This is a genomic window from Algoriphagus sp. (assembly GCF_030694375.1).
Taxonomy (GTDB): Bacteria; Bacteroidota; Bacteroidia; order Cytophagales; family Cyclobacteriaceae; genus Algoriphagus.
Genome location: NZ_JAUXYL010000007.1, coordinates 376,829 through 395,786, shown reverse-complemented (window position 1 = coordinate 395,786; position 18,958 = coordinate 376,829). Strand labels below are relative to the sequence as shown.

Here is an 18,958-nt window from a genome sequence, read left to right as displayed (position 1 = left end):
TAACGCAACAATACAACAAAACGCTACTCAATATTATCGTTGTTTAAGAATATAAACAAGAAAATAGTTCGGGGTAAATAGCAAAACCCTCTCAGATCGCTCCGAGAGGGTTTTTTATTCGAATGTAATCGGAAAAATTAACCGATTGAGATTCTCTTGAATGCATTTACAGTCATTCCTTTGCTTACACCATCAAGGTATTGAGCAATTGACTTGGAGTTGTCTTTTACAAACTGCTGGCTCAACAAAGTGCTTTCTTTGTAGAACTTAGCCAATTTGCCCATCGCGATTTTTTCAAGCATTTCTTCTGGCTTGCCTTCAGCTCTTGCCTGCTCTTTTCCGATTTCGATTTCTCTTTCGATAGTAGAAGCATCTACTCCGTCTTTGTCAACAGCAACTGGATTCATCGCTGCAATCTGCATTGCTACGTCTTTTCCTGCTTCTTCAACGTCAGTTCCTGAAGTATTCACCAAACCTACCAACACGCCCAATTTACCATTGGAGTGGATGTAAGGAACTACAGTCTCTGCAGTGATGATTTCAAAATGAGAGATATCGATTTTCTCACCGATTTTACCAGTCATTTCGATGATTTTCTCAGCAACTGTGATGTTTTCGAAAGGAAGTGCCAAAACAGCCTCTTGGGAAGTTGCTCCGTTGGCTACTGCGATATCGATCAAGGTATTGGCAAAAGTGACAAAACCTTCATTTTTGGCCACGAAGTCAGTCTCACAAGTCAAAGAAAGCAAAGTTCCTTTTGTACCGTTTTCGGTTACACGTGTTGCTACTACTCCTTCTTTGGTTTCACGGTCAGCTCTGGATGCAGATACTTTTTGACCTTTTTTTCTGAGGATGTCTACTGCTTTTTCGAAGTCGCCTTCAGCTTCAGTCAAAGCTTTTTTGCAGTCCATCATACCGGCACCGGTCATTTGTCTCAGTTTGTTTACGTCTTGTGCAGTGATTGCCATTTTGTGATCTGTTTATTTTTTTTAAACTGGATATTTTCTTTGTTCTGGATAAAACAAAAAATTGAACATCGACCTAGGCCGGATGTTCAATCTTTTACTTATAAAATCAAGTGTGGATTATTCTTTTACTTCAGCGTCCACTGCTTTTTTTGCTTCTTCCTCTTCAGAAAGTTTAGCATCGTCCTTATCTCTCTTGCGCTCAGAAAGTCCTTCTTCGATAGCAGCTCCGAAAGCTTTTACCAAAAGAGAAACTGACTTGAATGCATCATCATTAGCAGGGATAGGGAATTCCACCTCGTTCGGGTTGGAGTTCGTATCCACTAATGCGAAAACCGGGATGCCAAGCTTTTGAGCTTCAGCAATAGCGATGTGTTCTCTTTTGATGTCCACAACAAAAAGCGCTGCCGGAAGTCTGCTTAGGTCAGCGATACCGCCCAATACACTTTCCATTTTCTCTTTGTCACGGCTCACCATGAGACGCTCTTTTTTAGCCAAGTTCTTGTAAGCGTCCTCTTTCATCAGTTTTTCAAGACCTGACATTTTTTTGAGGGACTTACGAATCGTAGCGAAGTTGGTCAACATACCACCCAACCATCTTTCGGTTACGTACGGCATATTCAGACGCTGAGCTTCTGCTGCAACTAGATCTTTGGCTTGTTTTTTCGTAGCGACAAACATGATTTTTTTGCCGGAACGAACGATTTGCTTCACCGCGTTGGATGCTTCTTCGAGGCAGGCGAGCGTTTTGTTGAGGTCGATAATGTGGATACCGTTCTTCTCCATGAAGATATATGGAGACATTCTTGGATCCCACTTTCTCGTCAAGTGTCCGAAATGGACACCAGCATCCAGTAAGTCTTTGTATTCGATTTTTGACATGAATGAAATAGTTTTCTATTGATTGAAGTAGGTTCCGATTAACGCTTGGAGAACTGGAATTTCCTTCTTGCTTTTCTACGTCCTGGCTTCTTACGCTCGACCATTCTTGGATCACGGGTAAGAAACCCTTCTTTTTTCAATGCAGGTCTGTGTTCTGCATCGAATTCGCACAAAGCTCTGGAGATAGCCATACGGGCTGCTTCTGCCTGACCTTTGATTCCACCGCCGTCTACATTGATCTGGATATCGTAGTTACCATCCACGCCCACTAGGGTCAATGGCTGCTTTACTACAATCTGATGAAGATCAAATGGGAAGTAAACTTCGATTGCTTTGTTGTTGACGGTAATTTTGCCATTTCCTGGTCCCATATAAATACGGGCTACAGAGGTCTTTCTTCTACCGATTTTGTTGATCATTTCCATGATTTAGGAGATTAAAGTGTGATGGCTTTAGGCTGCTGTGCTGCATGCGGATGCTCCGCACCTTCATACACGTACAGATTGCCGTACAATTTGCTTCCCAATCGGTTTTTAGGCAACATGCCCCTTACAGCCTTCTCAACCAAGATAGTTGAAGACTTCTGCTTCAACATTCTAGGGGTAGAGATTCGCTGTCCACCTGGGTAACCGGTATGACGCACATATACTTTGGCGTCCCACTTGTCACCCGTCAGTCTGACTTTGTCAGCATTGATTACAATGACGTTGTCACCGCAATCAACATTAGGAGTGAAGCTAGGCTTCGTCTTTCCTCGCAAAATTTTTGCTACCTCACTCGCCAATCGTCCGAGAATCGCAGCTTGGGCATCCACTACCACCCACTGCTTTTCTACTGTGGAAGAATTGGCTGAGATGGTTTTATAGCTCAGAGTATCCACTGTGTAACTGTTTAATTTTTAGCTTGTTATTAATTTATCGACCCCAAAAAGGGACACAAAGATAGATGTATTTTATTTTTCATCCAAACTATTTCCAATCCTAAGTCCTAATTTTCATTGGATTAGGAAAATTGACCCAAATTGAATTCGTTTTCTTGGAATTCAAATTGTTTTTTTAGGCGTTCTTTTCCAACTGATGTACCAAAACCTGAAAATCCTTCGGGTAAGGTGCCTCCACCTTTAATGGTAAATTATCCAGTCCTTCAAACGTGATCGAATAGGCATGTAAAGAGACCCGCTGCATGATAGGTAACTCTTCGGTTTCTTTTTTCAAATTGAATCGGCGCTTAAGCGAGGAAAGATAGAGTGTATTTCCACCATAAAGCGTGTCGCCACAAATAGGTGATTTGAGATAAGCCAAGTGAACTCGGATCTGATGCAATCTACCCGTGATTGGTTTGCATTCCACAAGCGTGTGCTTGTAATAGGTTTTAAGGGTATTGAAAATCGTCTGTGCAGGTTTGCCTTCCTTACTTACTTTGGCGATTCCTTTGTTGTTGGATAGGAGATTTTTATCCACTAACTCGTTTTTGAAATCCTTGATTCCTTCCACTACAGCATGGTAGACCTTTTCCACTTTCCTGTTTTCAAACTGCATAGCCAAGTGCCGATAAGCCACCGGGTTTTTGGCGATCACCAGACAGCCGGAAGTCTCCTTGTCCAGTCTATGGCATAGCTGAGGGTCAGAAGTGTACATCCTTGCCAGGTCAAGGATATTCTGAGCCTCGTGACGGTCGTCCAAGCTTGACAGGTAGGGGGGCTTGTTGATTACCAGGTAATCCTCGCTTTCAAACAGGATAAGTTTTTGAAAATCTACTTTCTTCATCTATAAATCGCTTCAATTGAAGCGGCTGCAAAAGTAGGCATTTGGCAAGTCGGAAAAAAATGGGGGCTGGAATTGACTTTGCAGGTGGGGAAAATTTAGGATTTGCAAATGAGGAATGATTGTTATGGAGCGCGTCATCGGTAGGAATCTTTTTGATTGTTAAATCATTCTTCAGTTCTGTGATCCCGAAGCAATCTTTTCATTACCATCATTGGCACTCAGAAAAATCTTCCAACCTCCTCCTAGGTTCCAGTACTTTTTTTTGACGCAAAGTTGCGCAATGAAAGAGATTTGTAACTGTATCAATCTCTTATTGAACTTCTGGGGTTTTAGGGGAATCAATCCTTTTCAAGGGCGCAAAGAAAAAAAGCTAAAGCTTTTTTGGAGCACATCATTCATTTCTGCTGAGTTTAAAAGGGAAATATCATAAGTCTTTCATTGGTAAAAACACAAGTAAATATTTATGAGCTTTCATGGTTTTTGAAGTTTTCGGCTTTTCTTTGTTTTTATTTAATACTGAAAATGCCGGACACGAATTCCCTTTATTCTCTTCGCCAAGTCAATGTCACACGCTATGTCATGCCGCTGAGAGAAGGCGGCTCATTGCCGGCATTGGCTGAAGCTGATGACGGATTCAATTATGTGCTCAAATTCAAAGGTGCCGGACAGCGAGAGAAAGCACTGATCGCCGAGGTGATCGGAGGGGAGCTGGCAAGACGGGTTGGGTTCAAAGTGCCGGAGATAGTGTTTGCAAATTTGGATTCGGCATTTGGCAACTCAGAAGGAGACGAAGAGATTCAGGATTTGCTCAAAAGCAGCCAAGGCTTGAATCTTGCCCTTCATTTTCTGTCCAAGGCGATGACGTTTGATCCCGGAGCCTCTCAGATTGATGAATACTTGGCTTCGCAAATCGTCTGGTTTGATGCATGGATTACCAACGTAGATCGCACCTTTCGCAATACCAATCTGCTGATCTGGAATCGGGAACTCTGGCTGATCGATCATGGGGCTTCTTTGGTTTTCCATCATTCTTGGGATAATTGGGAGAAGCATGCGCTGAGCCCATTTGCGATGGTCCAAGATCATGTACTGCTTCCAAGAGCTTCTGAGTTGGATCGAGTAGATGCTGAAATGAAGTCCCTGATTACGCATGAAATCATTGATCAGGTTTTGGAACTGGTGCCGGATGAGTGGATTCTGGCATCACGTGATACCGAGACGGCTCAAGAAGCCAGGGAAGTGTATGCTTCCTTTTTGAAGATGAGACTGGCCCATTCCCACGTGTTTTTAATTCAAGCCAACGATGCAAGGAAAGCACTTATTTGAATATGCCATTGTCCGCATTGTGCCTAAGGTGGAGCGCGAAGAATTTGTCAATGTAGGAGTGGTGATCTGCTGCAAGCGGCAAAATTTCATCCGTTGTCAGATACACTTGAATGAAGGCAAAATTTTGGCTTTGGATCCTGATGCTGATTTTGATTTATATCGTAGCTATTTGGATTCCTTTGAGAAAATCTGTGCAGGGGGAAAGGGTGGAAATCCGATTTCGCTTCAGGACGCTGCGTCTCGGTTTCGCTGGCTGACTTCAATCCGAAGTTCCATGCTGCAGACTTCCCGTCCGCATTCAGGATTTACCATGGATTTGGAAGAATCCTTAGCAAGTTTGATGGAGGAGTATGTTTTTTAAGGAGTGAGTGGTTTGGATTCGGCCAATTCCCTTTCCAAGGTTTTCTTGTCTTTAATCAAGGGTAGCGAAAAGCTAAACATTGAGCCTTTACCCACGGTCGAACTCACTGATATTTTGCTTTGGTGGCCTTCCAGAATATGCTTGACGATCGCCAATCCAAGACCTGTTCCACCTTCTTTCTTATTTCTGCTTTTCTCGACTCGATAAAATCGCTCAAAGATCCGCTTCAGGTCATCCGGAGGTATGCCTTGTCCATCATCTTTGATGTCCACCTGAATATTTGTTTTGCTGGCTTTGAGGGAGACTTTTACTTCTCCTCCGTCATGATTGTATTTGACAGCATTGTAGATCAGGTTTTGACAAACCCGGTAGATCTTTTGATGGTCAGCCTTGGTGATGTAGGTTTTTTCGTGATCGAAGCTGAAATCAATCTTGATCTTCCGCTTGCTGGCTTTTTGCTCCAGTTCCTCGATGACCTCTTCGATTAGTAGTTTCAGATCAAATTCCGTGAAAATAAACTTGATCACCCCACTTTCCATCTGATTCAAGGTCAGCAGATCCTGAACGAGCACGTCAAGCGAATCCAGGCTTTTTGCGGCACGCTTCAAAAATTTCAACCGCACTTGCTTATCCTCAATTGCTCCATCAAGGAGTGTATGAATGTAGCCCTGCGCTGAAAAAATAGGTGTTTTCAGCTCATGTGAGATATCTGCAATAAATTCCTTTCGAAATTCAGCGGTTTTTTGGAGCGTTTCGATCTCTTTTTGCCTTGCCAAAGCGTAGGAGTTGATCACGGAATTTATTTTCCGTAAGGGAGAAAGAGAAGATGATTTGATGGATTTATCACTGATCTCGGAGAGGTCTTTTTTCTGGATTTTTTCTAAGAGAGAGTAAATGTTCCCGATTTCACGAAAGACCAGAAATTCAAGTGTAATCGTAATCAATAAGTACGATACGGAAAAAGAAAGACCCCAAGCAACCACTAAAATGGTCAGATTGGAGTCAGGCATCAAGGAGAGGAATGCAGCCACAAGGGCAGAAATGGCAAATGCCAAAACCATTGATATTCCCCTAGAATTTGTCAGCATTTTATCCCAAATCGAACTTGTATCCTACGCCTTTCACTGTAGAGATATAGTCTTCACCGATCTTTTCGCGGACTTTTCGGATATGTACATCGACCGTGCGGGCCAATACAAAAACATCGGAACCCCAGATATTGTGAAGCAATTCGTCTCTACTAAATACCATATTAGGGTTTTTGGCAAGGAAATACAACAGTTCGAATTCCTTCTTGGGTAAAGTGATGGTCTTGCCGGATTTGTCGATAGTATAGCTCCCGCGGTCGATCGTAAGATCTTTGACTTTTATCTGAATTTGTTCTTGCTCTTTTTTTGATTCTCTTCTAAACAGTGCCGAGATTCTGCTCATCAATGCTCTTGGCTTGATAGGTTTGGTGATGTAGTCATCTGCACCCACATCAAATGCCGCCACTTCTGAGTATTCTTCCATTCTGGCGGTCAGGAATATGATGAAGGTGTTTTTCAATTCCGGTATTTGGCGGATTTGAAGACAAGTTTCCACACCATCCTGATTGGGCATCATGATATCTAGCAAGATTACATCTGGCTGAAACTTTGTGGCGACCTTGACGCCTTTGATTCCATCTTCTGCCGTGGCTACTTCATACCCTTCTTTTTGAAGGTTATATTTTAAGATCTCTACGATGTCCGGTTCGTCATCTACAATGAGAACTTTGATCTTTTGCTTTTCGCTCATGGAGGAATTGCTTTTAATGTTCGTTTAAAATTAGTGAATAAATGAGGATAGGAACCAAACAAAAATTGGCAAATCACTTAGGATTCCTAAGAATTTCAAGGAATGATCAACTTTATTCCCGCAATGTTACCTGAATATTAATTGAATGTTAATTAATTATTCCTCAATCCTTTAGCTGAGGAGATATCCATATTCAAGGAGCCTATAAAAAGGTTGGCTTTGATCTTAACAGGTATTTTGTTTTCATCCTTCGTGACCCATACTTTGACGGGATAGTCCCCTCGGAAGAGTTTATTTGGGGGCATTAGTGGAGAAAAGATATAGGTTTCCTTCAAGCCGAGGCTGGTTTGAATCTGTTCGGTACCTTCGTATATTAATTTTAGGTTATATATTTCTTTATCAAAAAAACCCACGATTAAAATCTGCTGTCCTTTTTTCAAATTGGTGAGATCCATGGTTCTGAGAAGGTAAAACCCACTCACCAAATCCTGTACTTGTCCAGGTAAATTATACTCTTTGGTTTCTTTCAGGGTGCGATTATCCCGATCATAGAGTTCCATTTTAGCCTTTTTATTTTGCTGATCAAAAAAGACCTTTTCATTTTTACGGTATTTTCCTTCCTCTATGTATCGATAGGAAAGTGAGGGCAGAAGTGTGCCAGTGTCTAAATGAGTGCCCCAATTGTCATTTACTCGACCGAATATGGTCGCTGCTCCTTTCGTTTTTCCGAAAGCATCTATTTTATAATGTGGGCGGGAATTCTCATTTACCACCCTTCTGTGGATCTGAAGTTTGGCTTCGGCCAAATTTAGCCAGCCATAAGTCACATCAAACTGCAATTCTTCTCCAAAAGTGAATGCAGTGTTTTTTTGGCCACTTTGACTAAAAGAGACGGTAATCGTTGCGAATAAAAGAAAGAGGATGTTGAGACAGGTTTTCATTAAATGTTTGACAATACCTGACAATTTTTGGTCGATTTGAAAGGTATTACGAAAAAAAGAATCATTCGACTGAATAAAAGTACGAATTTGGCTATCTGAAACAATAGCGTATTCCATTTTGGTTATGCCTTCGTCTTTCGTTAATTTCAACAACATTTGAATCTTTTACAATTTTGAACTTATGAGTAACAACGCAGAAAAACTGAAAGCTTTACAGCTTACAATCGATAAGCTAGAAAAGACATACGGAAAAGGCACCGTAATGAAGCTAAGTGATAACAAAGTTTTAGATATTCCTGCGATTTCTACAGGTTCCTTAGGTTTGGACATGGCCCTTGGAATTGGAGGAATTCCTCGTGGACGAGTTATCGAAATTTATGGACCGGAGTCTTCAGGTAAAACTACTCTAACTCTTCATTGCATAGCTGAGGCCCAAAAGGCAGGAGGTCTGGCGGCATTTATTGATGCTGAACATGCCTTTGACAAAAGCTATGCAGAGAAACTCGGGATCGATACCGAAAATTTGTTGATCTCTCAGCCAGATAATGGTGAGCAGGCACTGGAAATCGCCGAACACTTGATCCGATCCGGGGCCATCGACATTATTGTGATTGACTCTGTGGCAGCCTTGGTTCCAAAGGGTGAATTGGAAGGTGAGATGGGCGAAAGCAAAATGGGATTACAGGCGAGATTGATGTCTCAAGCTCTTAGGAAGCTTACCGGCGCGATTCACAAGACCGGATGTTCTTGCGTTTTTATCAATCAGTTGCGTGATAAAATCGGAGTGATGTTTGGTAGCCCCGAGACTACTACAGGCGGTAATGCATTGAAATTCTACGCATCCGTCCGTCTGGATATCCGTCGTGTGGGTCAGATCAAAGATGGTCCTGACAATATTCTTGGAAACAGGACAAGAGTGAAAGTGGTAAAAAACAAAGTTGCACCACCGTTTAAAGTAGTGGAATTTGATATCATGTATGGTCAGGGGATCTCTAAAGTGGGGGAGATTATTGACCTGGGTGTCGAATTTGAAATCATTAAAAAGGCTGGTTCTTGGTTCTCTTATAATGGAGAAAAACTTGGACAGGGAAGAGATTCAGTAAAAAATCTGCTTTTGGATAATCCGGAGTTAATGGAAGAGCTGGAAGGAAAGATTAAGTCGGCTTCAGGCCTCCTTCCCACCGAACCAACCATTTCAATCGAAGAATAACTTAATCCAGATATCAATCAAAAAAGGAGGCAAGCGCCTCCTTTTTTGATTACAATTATCATATTTTTTATGCTGTCCGGATAGCCTCGACGGGATCCATTCTTGCGGCAAGTGTAGCAGGTACAATTCCAGCTACCACACCGATAATGGATGAAACACCCAAACCCAGAATTACATTGTTAACCGACAAGATCAAGTCCAAACTTCCAAGTGGGATAAAGCTTAATATGTAAACCAGAAGAATCCCGGCAATGCCTCCTATTAAACTCAAGCAAACCGCTTCAAATAAAAACTGAAAGAGTATGAAATAATTTTTTGCTCCCAGTGATTTTTGGATTCCAATGATATTGGTTCGCTCCCTTACGGAGACAAACATGATGTTGGCGATCCCAAATCCACCTACCAAAATAGAAAATCCACCTATAACCCACCCAGCTACTGATATTACGTCGAAAATAGATCCTATGGCATTTTGGATAAATTCTGTTTTGTTAAGCGAAAAATTATCCTCCTGACTGGGTTTAAGGCCGCGCTTGGCCCTGAGCAAACCTGTGATTTCATTTTCAAGTGCTACCAACCCAATGTCAGTTTCCAGTCCTTTGGCGGCAATGGTAGGCTCAAGTCCATTTCTGCCGGTGTAATACATTTTATTAAAAGCACCATAGGGGATCAGACAAGCCTGGTCTTTGGAGGGGAGATCAAGAAAACCTTCCCCTTCCTCTTCAAAAATCCCGATTACAGTAAATTTCATTCCTTTGATCTTAACCTCCTTCCCTAAGGCCGGTTGGTTTGGATAAAGCGAAGTGGCAATCTTTTTCCCTAAAATCGCCAGATTTCGGGATGCATTGATTTCAGACTCCGAAAAATACCTCCCTTCTTCCAATGCAACTTCAAACACGTCTTGGTACGTGTATTCAACGCCAGTTAAAGACATGCCCTCAAAGGCATTACTTCCTGCCTGAATTGTAGCATTGGATGAAGCGGAAATGGTTACTGCTTCGGCGTTTTTTAGTCTAGGGGCGATGAATTTATACTCAGCCAAGGTGGCAGGGGGTCTGCGAAAATATTTCCACCAAGGGTAATTTTGAGGTCCATTGGCAAATGGAAAGCGATCTACCCGGATCACATTTGTTCCTAAAAAGGCAAATGATGATTTTATTTTCCCCTCTAGGGAATCCACCAAAGTGAATACTGCAATAATTGCGAAAATACCCACTGTTACGCCCAATAGGGACAGAATGGTACGGGTAAGGTTGGATTTAAGGGCGGAGATGGCGAAGCGAAAACTTTCCCATGTGAGTTGGAAAAACAGCATGCTTTTAATAGTTGGTTAAAACAATTTGTCAAGTTAGCTGAAATTGGGCATTATTGTTATTAACTTTGCATTTTTTAAAGCAATTCACAGAGTCACAATATCGAGTAAGATTCCTAAAGCTCCAATATGAAATTATCAGACTTCAAATTTGACGTCCCCAAGAAACTAATTTCTCTTTATCCAACTGAAAACCGAGACGATTCACGTTTGATGGTGGTTCATCGGAAGACAGGCCAAATCGAACACAGAATTTTCAAGGACATTCTTGAATACTTTGAGGAAGGTGACGTATTCGTAACCAATGATACCAAAGTGTTCCCGGCCAGATTGTATGGGAATAAAGAAAAGACCGGTGCCAAAATTGAAGTATTCCTTTTGAGAGAACTCAATCCGGAATTGAGACTTTGGGATGTATTGGTAGATCCTGCCAGAAAAATACGTGTTGGAAATAAGCTTTATTTCGGTGACAGTGACTTGGTGGCTGAAGTGATTGATAATACGACCTCCAGAGGCCGTACGATCCGATTCCTTTTTGACGGCAATCACGATGAATTCGAGAAAACTATCGACACACTGGGTGAGACTCCTCTTTTGAAAGATATCATCGAGCGAAAAATCGAGCCTGAAGACAGAGAAAGATATCAGACTGTCTTTGCAAAAAATGTTGGTGCCGTAGCTGCGCCTACTGCAGGACTTCATTTTACGCCGCAATTGCTGAAGAGACTGGAACTGAAAGGTGTTGAAGTGACGCCAATCACGCTTCACGTGGGATTAGGTACTTTCCGTCAGGTTGACGTGGAGGACCTGACCAAGCACAAGATGGACTCCGAGAATTACAACATTCCAGCTAATACGGTAAAGTTGGTGAATGAAGCACTCGATGCTAAAAAGAGAGTAGTTGCAGTTGGAACGACTTCACTGAAAACCATCGAATCTTCTGTTACAGCCGGCGGAAGACTTAAAGAAAGCACCGGATGGACTGATAAGTTTATCATCCCTCCTTATGAATTCAAGATTGCTAATTCCTTGATCACGAATTTCCACTTACCGGAATCTACTCTACTAATGACAGCTTCTGCATTTGGAGGATATGATTTGGTGATGAAAGCTTACAAAGAAGCCATCAAGGAAAAATATCGTTTCTTCTCTTACGGAGACGCGATGTTGATTCTCTAAAAAATAAAAAGCTCCGAAAGGGGCTTTTTTTTTACCCTTTTATTATTTCCGGGGATCTGTTCAGAAAATGACAAAGATTCCAACAGGATATAAAATCAAAAAAAAATCTCTATGGGTTTTGACTAGTTTCCAAAATTCAGGTTTGGTCATTACCTTCCAATTTCGTTTTAATTAATTTTAAAATCCCCCTGATGAATAGAGCAGCAGTTGTGGTGGCCGGAGGAAGAGGTAGCCGAATGGGTGGACCTGTTCCCAAGCAATATTTGCCTATAGGTGGGAAACCTGTGCTGATGCATACGCTTGAAAAATTCTATGAGGCTGATCCCAGCACTTTTTTGATTTTGGTTTTACCGGAGAGTGATTTTTCCATTTGGAAAAATCTATGTGATAAATACAAATTTTCACTGGTTCATCATGTGATTGAGGGTGGGACTTCCCGATTCCAATCTGTTAAAAACGGGCTAAATGCACTTCCATTTGAGGATGGGTTGGTAGCTATTCACGATGGAGTTAGACCTTTTGTGAAAAATGAAGTGATCCTTGAAAGCTTTTCGCGGGCAGAGAAATCCGGAAGTGCAATCGCAGTAGTGGATCTGAAGGATTCACTTCGAAAGGTATCGGGAAATGGAGCCAGTAAATTTCAGGAGCGACAATTATTTCGTTTGGTTCAGACTCCGCAGACTTTTCAGATCGGTAAAATCAAAATGGCTTTCGAGGTGGATGAGCTACCCCAATTTACTGATGATGCCACAGTGTATGAACATCAGGGCTGGGAAGTAAGCCTGATTCAGGGCAATCCCGAAAACATCAAAATCACTACTCCTGAGGATTTGGAGTACGCGAATTTTTTGCTTTCCCGGGAAAAATAGGATCGGTGAAAACCTGAGCTGCAATTTTACCGACTAATTCTCCTACTTCACCGACTTTTTTTTAAGCTTTGCCTATTGCTTATTCCGGCTGAATACCGCTTGCTGTACTTTTGATCATCATTTTAACACAAAAGCCATGAACGAATTTAAGCCTAAAAACAATGACGGAAATATCGCCTTCGGATTCATTATCCTCGGAATAGGCATCATCCTTTTATTGAGAAAAGCAGGGGTTTTTATCCCGGGTTGGGTTACTACCTGGCCGATGATTTTAATAGCAATCGGCACTTTCGCAATAATCAAACATGAGTTTAAAAGCTTCTTTGGATTTGTACTACTTTTCCTTGGAGCCTATTTTTTATTGAGAAATGAATTTGACTTTGACTTTGGGCTAAGCCAATACATTTGGCCTTTGGGATTGATAGCCTTGGGTATCTACTTGATTTTCCAAAAGCAACGGGAGAACAAAGTGCTGGAAAACGTCCGGCGAGATTGGGAAAGTAAGCGACAGGCTAACACGGGATATTCGAAAACTTATGTTGAAGAAGCTAAGGTTGTTGGAGAAAATGAGCCCTTTTCTTCTTTTGCCCAGGGAGCCAAATCAACTTCTGATTCAGGATTTACCAGAACTACGGGTACGGCTTTCTCCGATCGTTTGAATATTGATGCGATTTTCAGCGGTGTGAACAGGAAGTTGATGACCAAAAATTTTGAAGGAGGAAAAATTACCGCCGCATTTGGCGGGATAGATTTGGACTTGACCTCAGCAGATTTCAATGGAGTGATCACCATTCAGGTAGATATTATCTTTGGAGGTGTGAAAATGGTCGTACCGCCACACTGGGATATCCGTACTGAGATTACCAACATTGCCGCAGGTATTGAGGACAAGCGATATTTCAGAGAAGGTGGTGTAGATCCGAATAAAGTCGTGGTTCTGAAAGGCACGATTCTCTTCGGAGGTTTGGAAATCAAATCCTTTTAACGTTATTCAAATCCTCTAAAAACCACTACTACTTTGTTTTTTAACGCTTTTTCAAATCCTAAACTTGGAAAATGGATCATCCCCGGAACCGGAGTCATCTGGTTTTTGGGATGTTTTCTTTTATTGATGAATTATGAAATTGAAGGAGAACTGGCGTTTTATGATTCTTTTGTCTTTGCCCTGATTTTTTTGGGTGGGGTATTCGTACTTGATCGGGTATTCAGTCTTTTTGCACCGAAAGGGAAAAATATCTGGTTGCTTTTCACTGTTCCGATAATCCTAAGCTGGATAGGAGTGATGGTTCATGGGTATGTGCTTAAATGGTGGCTTAATGATGCCCCCTATTTGGATTTTCTGACCAACAGTTTTTATCTGAGATGGGCAATTTTAGCCCTGGCGGATCAGTTGATTTCAGTTTTGGCTTTGGTGGTGTCGCAGCTGGAGCGACAGGAGGAAATTCAAAAAAGAGAAGCTCAAATGCTTCAGTTGTCGAAAGACGCCGAATTGGCTCAACTTCGTCAGCAGTTGCAACCTCACTTCTTATTCAATAGCCTCAATTCAATCAATGCCTTGGTTATTTCCCAACCGCAAAAGGCTCGGGAAATGGTCTTGCAGCTATCAGATTTTCTCAGAGGTACGATCCGAAAAGATTCTCAGCAATGGATCCCGCTGGAAGAGGAATTGAATTACCTGAAAATGTACCTTGACATCGAGCGGGTAAGGTTTGGACATAGACTTCAGGTTGATTTTGAGGTAGATAAGGAATTCTATCAAGTCAAACTCCCACAGCTGTTGATTCAGCCACTGGTAGAAAATGCAATCAAACACGGTTTGTATGGGGTGACAGGAGAAGTGAAAATTGAAGTGAAGGGAAAGAAGGAAGGAAGTTATTTTCTCATTGAGGTCATCAATCCTTTTGATATAGAATCTTCAGTGCCGGAAGGAACAGGCTTTGGATTGAGTTCAGTGGAGCGCAGACTCTTTCTTTTATTTGGACGAACCGACCTACTGGTATCAGGAGTAGCGGGGAATCTTTTCAAAGTCAGACTTAAAATCCCACAATACCAATGATACGGACCATAATCATCGATGACGAACCGCTTGCAGCAGGAATTGTGCAGGAGTTTTTGGCCGACTTTCCTCAGTTCGAAGTTCTGGGGGTTTGTCAGGATGGATTCCAGGGACTGAAGGCGATTCAGGAGCATAAGCCAGATCTTATTTTTCTGGATGTCCAAATGCCGAAAATCACCGGATTTGAAATGTTGGAATTGCTCGACACGCCTCCGGCTGTGATTTTTACAACAGCATTTGATCAGTTTGCTTTGAAAGCCTTTGATGCCAAAGCAATGGATTACTTGTTAAAGCCTTTTTCCCAATCCAGATTTAAGCAGGCAATTGAACGATTTTTGGATAGCTGGGGAAAAGCTCAGGAAACTGAAAGAGTTGATTCAGGCCTGAGTCAGCTCGCCGAAAAAAGCAACCGATTGGTTGTGAGAGTTAAAAATGACATCAAAATCATTTCGATCCACGAAGTAAATTATTTTGAGGCAGAGGATGATTACGTGGTCATCCACACGCAAGGAGGGAAGTATCTCAAGAAAATGACGATGAAAATGCTGGAGGAGAGTCTAGATCCGGCGAAATTTGCACGCGTGCACCGATCCTACATCATCAATTTAAACGGAATCACCGGGATCGAACCCTATGAGCGGGATTCCTATTTGGTCAAATTGCGTGCTGGAGAACAGATACCTGTCAGCAAGGCAGGGTATGCGCGACTTAGGCAAGTATTGGGGCTGTAAGTTTGGCAACCCTCCAAGGGTTTAAATCCCTTGGAGGGTTGGGCACAAAAAAAAAATCCCGCGACTGCGGGACTTCAGTTTTTAATATTCGTCTTCATTAAAGAAGAAATCATCCTTAGTCGGATAATCAGGCCAAATCTCTTCGATGGTCTCATAGGGCTCTCCGTCGTCTTCGAGCTCTTGGAGATTTTCCACTACTTCCAGTGGAGCGCCGGAGCGGATAGCGTAATCAATAAGCTCATCCTTGGTCGCTGGCCAGGGTGCGTCCTCCAGATAGGATGCTAGTTCAAGTGTCCAGTACATAGTGTTTATTTTAAAAGGTATTCTTCAATTTTTTAAAGTTGCAAGATTAGTGAATTTTTGAATAAGTAGTGTCTACTTATATTTTGGGAGAAAGTTGCTTCAAAATGTAGTTTTTTACATCTACTTTTCGCCTGAGTCCTGAAAGTTTTTTCCGCATCATCATTTCAAAGTCAGGAGTCTGTACTCGGAAGTTATCCGAATTGTTTTGCATCGTCTCAAGTTCGCTTTGATCCCGGTGAAGTAAGTCTTTGATTATCGATGACTTAATTTGGTTTTGCTCTTGAACAGGCAGCGAATCAAAGTCAGCATATTTGTTATGTGCCAGTTTTTCAAGGAACGATTTTTCGAAAATAATATCCATAAAAAACTGATAGGATCGCGCAGGTAAGTTAGCTTCTTTTGGTTTTCGCATAGGAAGTTTTTTCCAGTCTTCCTGAATTGCCTTTGCTCGGCTGGTAATCGCATAGCTACTCGGTTGGTGAGCCATCTTTTTCAATTCATCGACCATTTCATCGATTTTGCGCAGGACTTCTCTGGGGTGCATCTCAGGGCCTGGATTTAGACCGCGCTTATAGCGGGAAAATATCCGGTTGTTTAATTTGGAAAACTCATCCCAAAGTGGTTGACGCTTCTCTGCAGGAACCTTTCCGGCTTCCTTCCATTCTTTTTGGATTCGTTTGCTGATTTCAAAAGCCATCTTGGCGTCAGGGAAATCGTGTGCTTCCCTGGCCTGAACGACTAAAGCCTCATATATTTTGATGTTTTCCTCGGCCTGCAGTGCCATCCCTTCAAAGAAATGTCTTCTGTTTTCGAAAAAGGTCTGAATTGAGTCGTTGAACTCCTGCTCGATTTCTTCGTGAATTTCCTTTTCCACCGGCCCGGTTTTGATCCACCTCATTTTCAATTCTTTGAAAAATTCAGCCGTATTTTTCCAGTCCGTATCATTTTTCATCGCCTCAGCTTCGAGGATCAATGCCTTCTTTACCTCTAGATTTTTGGAGCGGTTGGATTGAATGATTTCATTCAAAAAAGCCTCTTGCTCATTCAATTCTTCGATCAATGGGATGAAATCTCCCAAAGCGTCAGATTGGAAAAGTGAATCGCGCAAGTGAATCAATTTCATCAGGAAGGAACCCTTGTTTTGGTTTTCCTGAATGTCAGATTTTAGCTTGGCGACTTTTTCTTTGATTTGCTCAAAACGGGCTTCAAAATAGCTGATTGTAGAAGCCTCGTCTTCCTTCACTTCGCCAATTTCCCTATCCTCTTGCCCTAAAAAACCTCTTAAAAAGACTTTGTTGTCTTTGATATATCCAAACGGATGCTCCATTTCATTACAATAGGTTATAGGTGGTCGTTTTCAACTTTCCGCAAATTAATTAATTCAAAAGCACTTATCCTAAGAAAGGGCTTTTTTTGCCATCTTTGCCGATTAAGTCAAGTTTTACGGAAAAATTAAAGCATGAGCTCAGAAAAAATCATCTTTTCCATGGCTGGGGTTTCAAAAATCTACCCACCTCAGAAAAAAGTCCTCAAAGATATTTACCTCTCGTTTTTTTATGGTGCCAAAATCGGAGTCCTCGGTTTGAACGGTTCCGGAAAATCGTCCCTCCTTCGGATCATTGCCGGGATGGACAAGGAATTCCTTGGCGAAGTGGTCTGGTCTCCGGGATATACCGTCGGCATGTTGGAACAGGAGCCGAAACTCGACCCGAGTAAAACGGTCAAAGAAGTCGTCGAAGAAGCGGTGGCTGATACAGTCAATTTGCTCAAGGAATTCGAAGAGATCAATGAGAAATTCATGGATCCGGCACTCATGGATGATCCAGATGCGATGGACAAACTGATCACGCGTCAGGGCGAGGTTCAGGAGAAGCTGGACGCTGTAAATGCATGGGAACTGGACGTGATGCTGGACAAAGCCATGGATGCCTTAAGACTGCCTCCAAGTGATGCAAACGTGGCGAATTTATCCGGTGGTGAAAAGCGACGGGTTGCACTCTGCAGACTATTGCTTCAGGAACCGGACGTCCTGCTGCTCGACGAACCGACTAACCACTTGGATGCGGAATCGGTGCATTGGTTGGAGCAGCATTTGCAAAATTACAAAGGTACGGTCATCGCCGTGACCCACGATAGATACTTCCTGGACAATGTGGCAGGCTGGATTTTGGAACTGGATCGGGGTGAAGGTATTCCCTGGAAAGGAAATTATTCTTCTTGGCTGGATCAAAAACAACAGCGATTGAAGCAGGAGGAAAAGACCGAGTCCAAGCGCCAGAAAACCTTGGAGCGTGAGTTGGAGTGGATCCGGATGTCTCCGAAAGCCAGACAATCCAAAGGAAAAGCGCGACTTTCTGCCTACGACAAATTGGTTGGAGAGGAATCCAAAGAGCGTGAAGCCAAATTGGAATTGTTTATCCCGCCAGGACCGAGATTGGGAGCCAAAGTCATTGAGGTAAATAATGTGTCCAAAGCTTTTGGGGATAAGTTACTGTTCGAAAATCTGAGTTTCTCACTTCCTCAAGGTGGTATAGTTGGAATCATCGGACCAAACGGAGCTGGAAAATCCACACTTTTCAAATTGATCACAGGACAGGAAAAAGCTGATTCCGGAAACTTCGAAGTAGGAGAGACGGTAAAGCTTGCCTATGTCGATCAGGAACACGATGCTCTTGATCCTAACAAAACAGTCTATCAATTGATCTCGGATGGGAATGAGCTGATGAAGTTGGGCAACAAGGAAGTCAACTCCAGAGCCTATGTTTCTAAGTTCAATTTTGCAGGTTCGGATCAGGAGAAGAAGGTAGGCGTGCTATCCGGTGGAGAGCGAAACCGGGTTCACCTAGCGATCACACTCAAAGAAGGTGGAAACTTGTTGCTACTCGATGAACCGACCAACGACTTGGATGTGAATACACTTCGATCACTGGAGGAAGCCTTGGAAAACTTTGGTGGCTGTGCGGTGATTATTTCCCACGACAGATGGTTTCTGGACAGAATCTGTACGCACATCTTGGCCTTCGAAGGAGATTCCCAAGTGTATTGGTTTGAAGGCAACTTCTCCGATTACGAGGAAAATAAGAAGAAGCGCCTAGGAGATGTGATGCCGAAAAGGATTCGGTATAAGAATTTGAAGTAAGTTGGCAGTCTCAGTTGGCAGATTGTCAGCCTGAGCAGCTTGCCCGCCGCGGCGGGGAGTCGAAGGCTTCAATGCAGAAGTCTAAAGTGAGAAAGCTGAAACTGAACCCTTCGAGGAGAGATCTTCGAGGGGTTTGTTT

Annotated in this window: 20 protein-coding genes; 9 read left to right on the top strand and 11 right to left on the bottom strand. The window is 42.5% G+C overall.

The window, feature by feature from the left end; genetic code table 11:
• Positions 1 to 137 precede the first annotated feature (137 nt).
• From tsf to Q8M62_RS02975, 5 genes are all read right to left on the bottom strand, one after another.
• Positions 138 to 968, bottom strand: a complete 831-nt coding sequence (tsf, locus tag Q8M62_RS02995; protein ID WP_304899190.1) for a translation elongation factor Ts — start codon at positions 966 to 968, stop codon at positions 138 to 140.
• Positions 969 to 1,085: 117 nt separating this feature from the next.
• On the bottom strand, positions 1,086 to 1,847 hold the full coding sequence (rpsB, locus tag Q8M62_RS02990; protein ID WP_304899189.1) for a 30S ribosomal protein S2: 762 nt from the start codon (positions 1,845 to 1,847) through the stop codon (positions 1,086 to 1,088).
• Positions 1,848 to 1,885: 38 nt separating this feature from the next.
• Entirely contained in the window at positions 1,886 to 2,272 is a 387-nt protein-coding gene (gene rpsI / locus Q8M62_RS02985; RefSeq protein ID WP_304899188.1) for a 30S ribosomal protein S9, read from the bottom strand.
• Between the two features lie 11 nt (positions 2,273 to 2,283).
• Positions 2,284 to 2,727 (bottom strand): 50S ribosomal protein L13, encoded by a 444-nt coding sequence (gene rplM / locus Q8M62_RS02980; RefSeq protein ID WP_304899187.1) that lies wholly within the window; start codon positions 2,725 to 2,727, stop codon positions 2,284 to 2,286.
• Between the two features lie 175 nt (positions 2,728 to 2,902).
• Positions 2,903 to 3,613, bottom strand: a complete 711-nt coding sequence (locus tag Q8M62_RS02975) for an RluA family pseudouridine synthase (protein ID WP_304899186.1) — start codon at positions 3,611 to 3,613, stop codon at positions 2,903 to 2,905.
• Between the two features lie 522 nt (positions 3,614 to 4,135).
• Here Q8M62_RS02975 and Q8M62_RS02970 point away from each other — a divergent pair.
• Together Q8M62_RS02970 and Q8M62_RS02965 are read left to right on the top strand one after the other, a co-directional pair.
• Positions 4,136 to 4,939, top strand: coding sequence for a HipA family kinase (locus Q8M62_RS02970; RefSeq protein WP_304899185.1), 804 nt, complete (start codon positions 4,136 to 4,138; stop codon positions 4,937 to 4,939).
• Entirely contained in the window at positions 4,917 to 5,300 is a 384-nt protein-coding gene (locus Q8M62_RS02965) for a DUF3037 domain-containing protein (RefSeq protein WP_304899184.1), read from the top strand. Before Q8M62_RS02970 ends, Q8M62_RS02965 begins: the two co-directional genes overlap by 23 nt.
• Here the strand turns inward: Q8M62_RS02965 and Q8M62_RS02960 are convergent.
• The 3 genes from Q8M62_RS02960 to Q8M62_RS02950 form a co-directional block, all read right to left on the bottom strand.
• On the bottom strand, positions 5,297 to 6,388 hold the full coding sequence (locus tag Q8M62_RS02960) for a cell wall metabolism sensor histidine kinase WalK (protein WP_304899183.1): 1,092 nt from the start codon (positions 6,386 to 6,388) through the stop codon (positions 5,297 to 5,299). The genes Q8M62_RS02965 and Q8M62_RS02960 overlap by 4 nt on opposite strands.
• A 1-nt stretch (position 6,389) precedes the next feature.
• Positions 6,390 to 7,079 carry a response regulator transcription factor gene (locus tag Q8M62_RS02955; RefSeq protein ID WP_092728923.1) on the bottom strand — a complete coding sequence of 230 codons (690 nt, stop codon included), beginning with the start codon at positions 7,077 to 7,079 and terminating at the stop codon, positions 6,390 to 6,392.
• A 152-nt stretch (positions 7,080 to 7,231) separates the two neighbouring features.
• Entirely contained in the window at positions 7,232 to 8,020 is a 789-nt protein-coding gene (locus Q8M62_RS02950; protein ID WP_304899182.1) for a DUF3108 domain-containing protein, read from the bottom strand.
• A gap of 181 nt (positions 8,021 to 8,201) precedes the next feature.
• Here Q8M62_RS02950 and recA point away from each other — a divergent pair, with 181 nt between their 5' ends.
• Positions 8,202 to 9,230: a recombinase RecA gene (recA, locus tag Q8M62_RS02945; protein ID WP_092728922.1), complete on the top strand. Its 1,029-nt coding sequence runs from the start codon at positions 8,202 to 8,204 to the stop codon at positions 9,228 to 9,230.
• Between the two features lie 67 nt (positions 9,231 to 9,297).
• On the opposite strand, the gene Q8M62_RS02940 is transcribed toward recA, so the two are convergent.
• The gene (locus Q8M62_RS02940) at positions 9,298 to 10,545 is read right to left on the bottom strand and encodes an ABC transporter permease (RefSeq protein WP_304899181.1); all 1,248 of its coding nucleotides are present in this window, start codon (positions 10,543 to 10,545) and stop codon (positions 9,298 to 9,300) included.
• 126 nt (positions 10,546 to 10,671) lie between these two features.
• Between Q8M62_RS02940 and queA the strand changes: the two genes are divergently transcribed.
• From queA to Q8M62_RS02915, 5 genes are all read left to right on the top strand, one after another.
• Positions 10,672 to 11,721 carry a tRNA preQ1(34) S-adenosylmethionine ribosyltransferase-isomerase QueA gene (gene queA / locus Q8M62_RS02935; RefSeq protein WP_304899180.1) on the top strand — a complete coding sequence of 350 codons (1,050 nt, stop codon included), beginning with the start codon at positions 10,672 to 10,674 and terminating at the stop codon, positions 11,719 to 11,721.
• A gap of 191 nt (positions 11,722 to 11,912) precedes the next feature.
• Positions 11,913 to 12,590, top strand: coding sequence for a 2-C-methyl-D-erythritol 4-phosphate cytidylyltransferase (locus Q8M62_RS02930; RefSeq protein WP_304899179.1), 678 nt, complete (start codon positions 11,913 to 11,915; stop codon positions 12,588 to 12,590).
• A 136-nt stretch (positions 12,591 to 12,726) separates the two neighbouring features.
• A complete protein-coding gene (locus tag Q8M62_RS02925) occupies positions 12,727 to 13,575 on the top strand; it encodes a LiaI-LiaF-like domain-containing protein (protein ID WP_304899178.1) in 849 nt (282 codons plus the stop codon).
• 33 nt (positions 13,576 to 13,608) lie between these two features.
• The gene (locus Q8M62_RS02920; RefSeq protein ID WP_304899177.1) at positions 13,609 to 14,646 is read left to right on the top strand and encodes a sensor histidine kinase; all 1,038 of its coding nucleotides are present in this window, start codon (positions 13,609 to 13,611) and stop codon (positions 14,644 to 14,646) included.
• Positions 14,643 to 15,377 carry a LytTR family DNA-binding domain-containing protein gene (locus Q8M62_RS02915; protein ID WP_304899176.1) on the top strand — a complete coding sequence of 245 codons (735 nt, stop codon included), beginning with the start codon at positions 14,643 to 14,645 and terminating at the stop codon, positions 15,375 to 15,377. The genes Q8M62_RS02920 and Q8M62_RS02915 overlap by 4 nt, the downstream gene beginning before the upstream one ends.
• 81 nt (positions 15,378 to 15,458) lie before the next feature.
• On the opposite strand, the gene Q8M62_RS02910 is transcribed toward Q8M62_RS02915, so the two are convergent.
• Both Q8M62_RS02910 and Q8M62_RS02905 read right to left on the bottom strand, forming a co-directional pair.
• Positions 15,459 to 15,680 (bottom strand): DUF2795 domain-containing protein, encoded by a 222-nt coding sequence (locus tag Q8M62_RS02910; protein WP_026952747.1) that lies wholly within the window; start codon positions 15,678 to 15,680, stop codon positions 15,459 to 15,461.
• Between the two features lie 76 nt (positions 15,681 to 15,756).
• Positions 15,757 to 17,007, bottom strand: a complete 1,251-nt coding sequence (locus Q8M62_RS02905) for a DUF349 domain-containing protein (RefSeq protein WP_304899175.1) — start codon at positions 17,005 to 17,007, stop codon at positions 15,757 to 15,759.
• Between the two features lie 132 nt (positions 17,008 to 17,139).
• Between Q8M62_RS02905 and ettA the strand changes: the two genes are divergently transcribed.
• Complete coding sequence (gene ettA / locus Q8M62_RS02900) at positions 17,140 to 18,819, top strand: energy-dependent translational throttle protein EttA (protein ID WP_304899174.1); 1,680 nt, start codon at positions 17,140 to 17,142, stop codon at positions 18,817 to 18,819.
• The last annotated feature ends 139 nt before the right edge of the window (positions 18,820 to 18,958 follow it).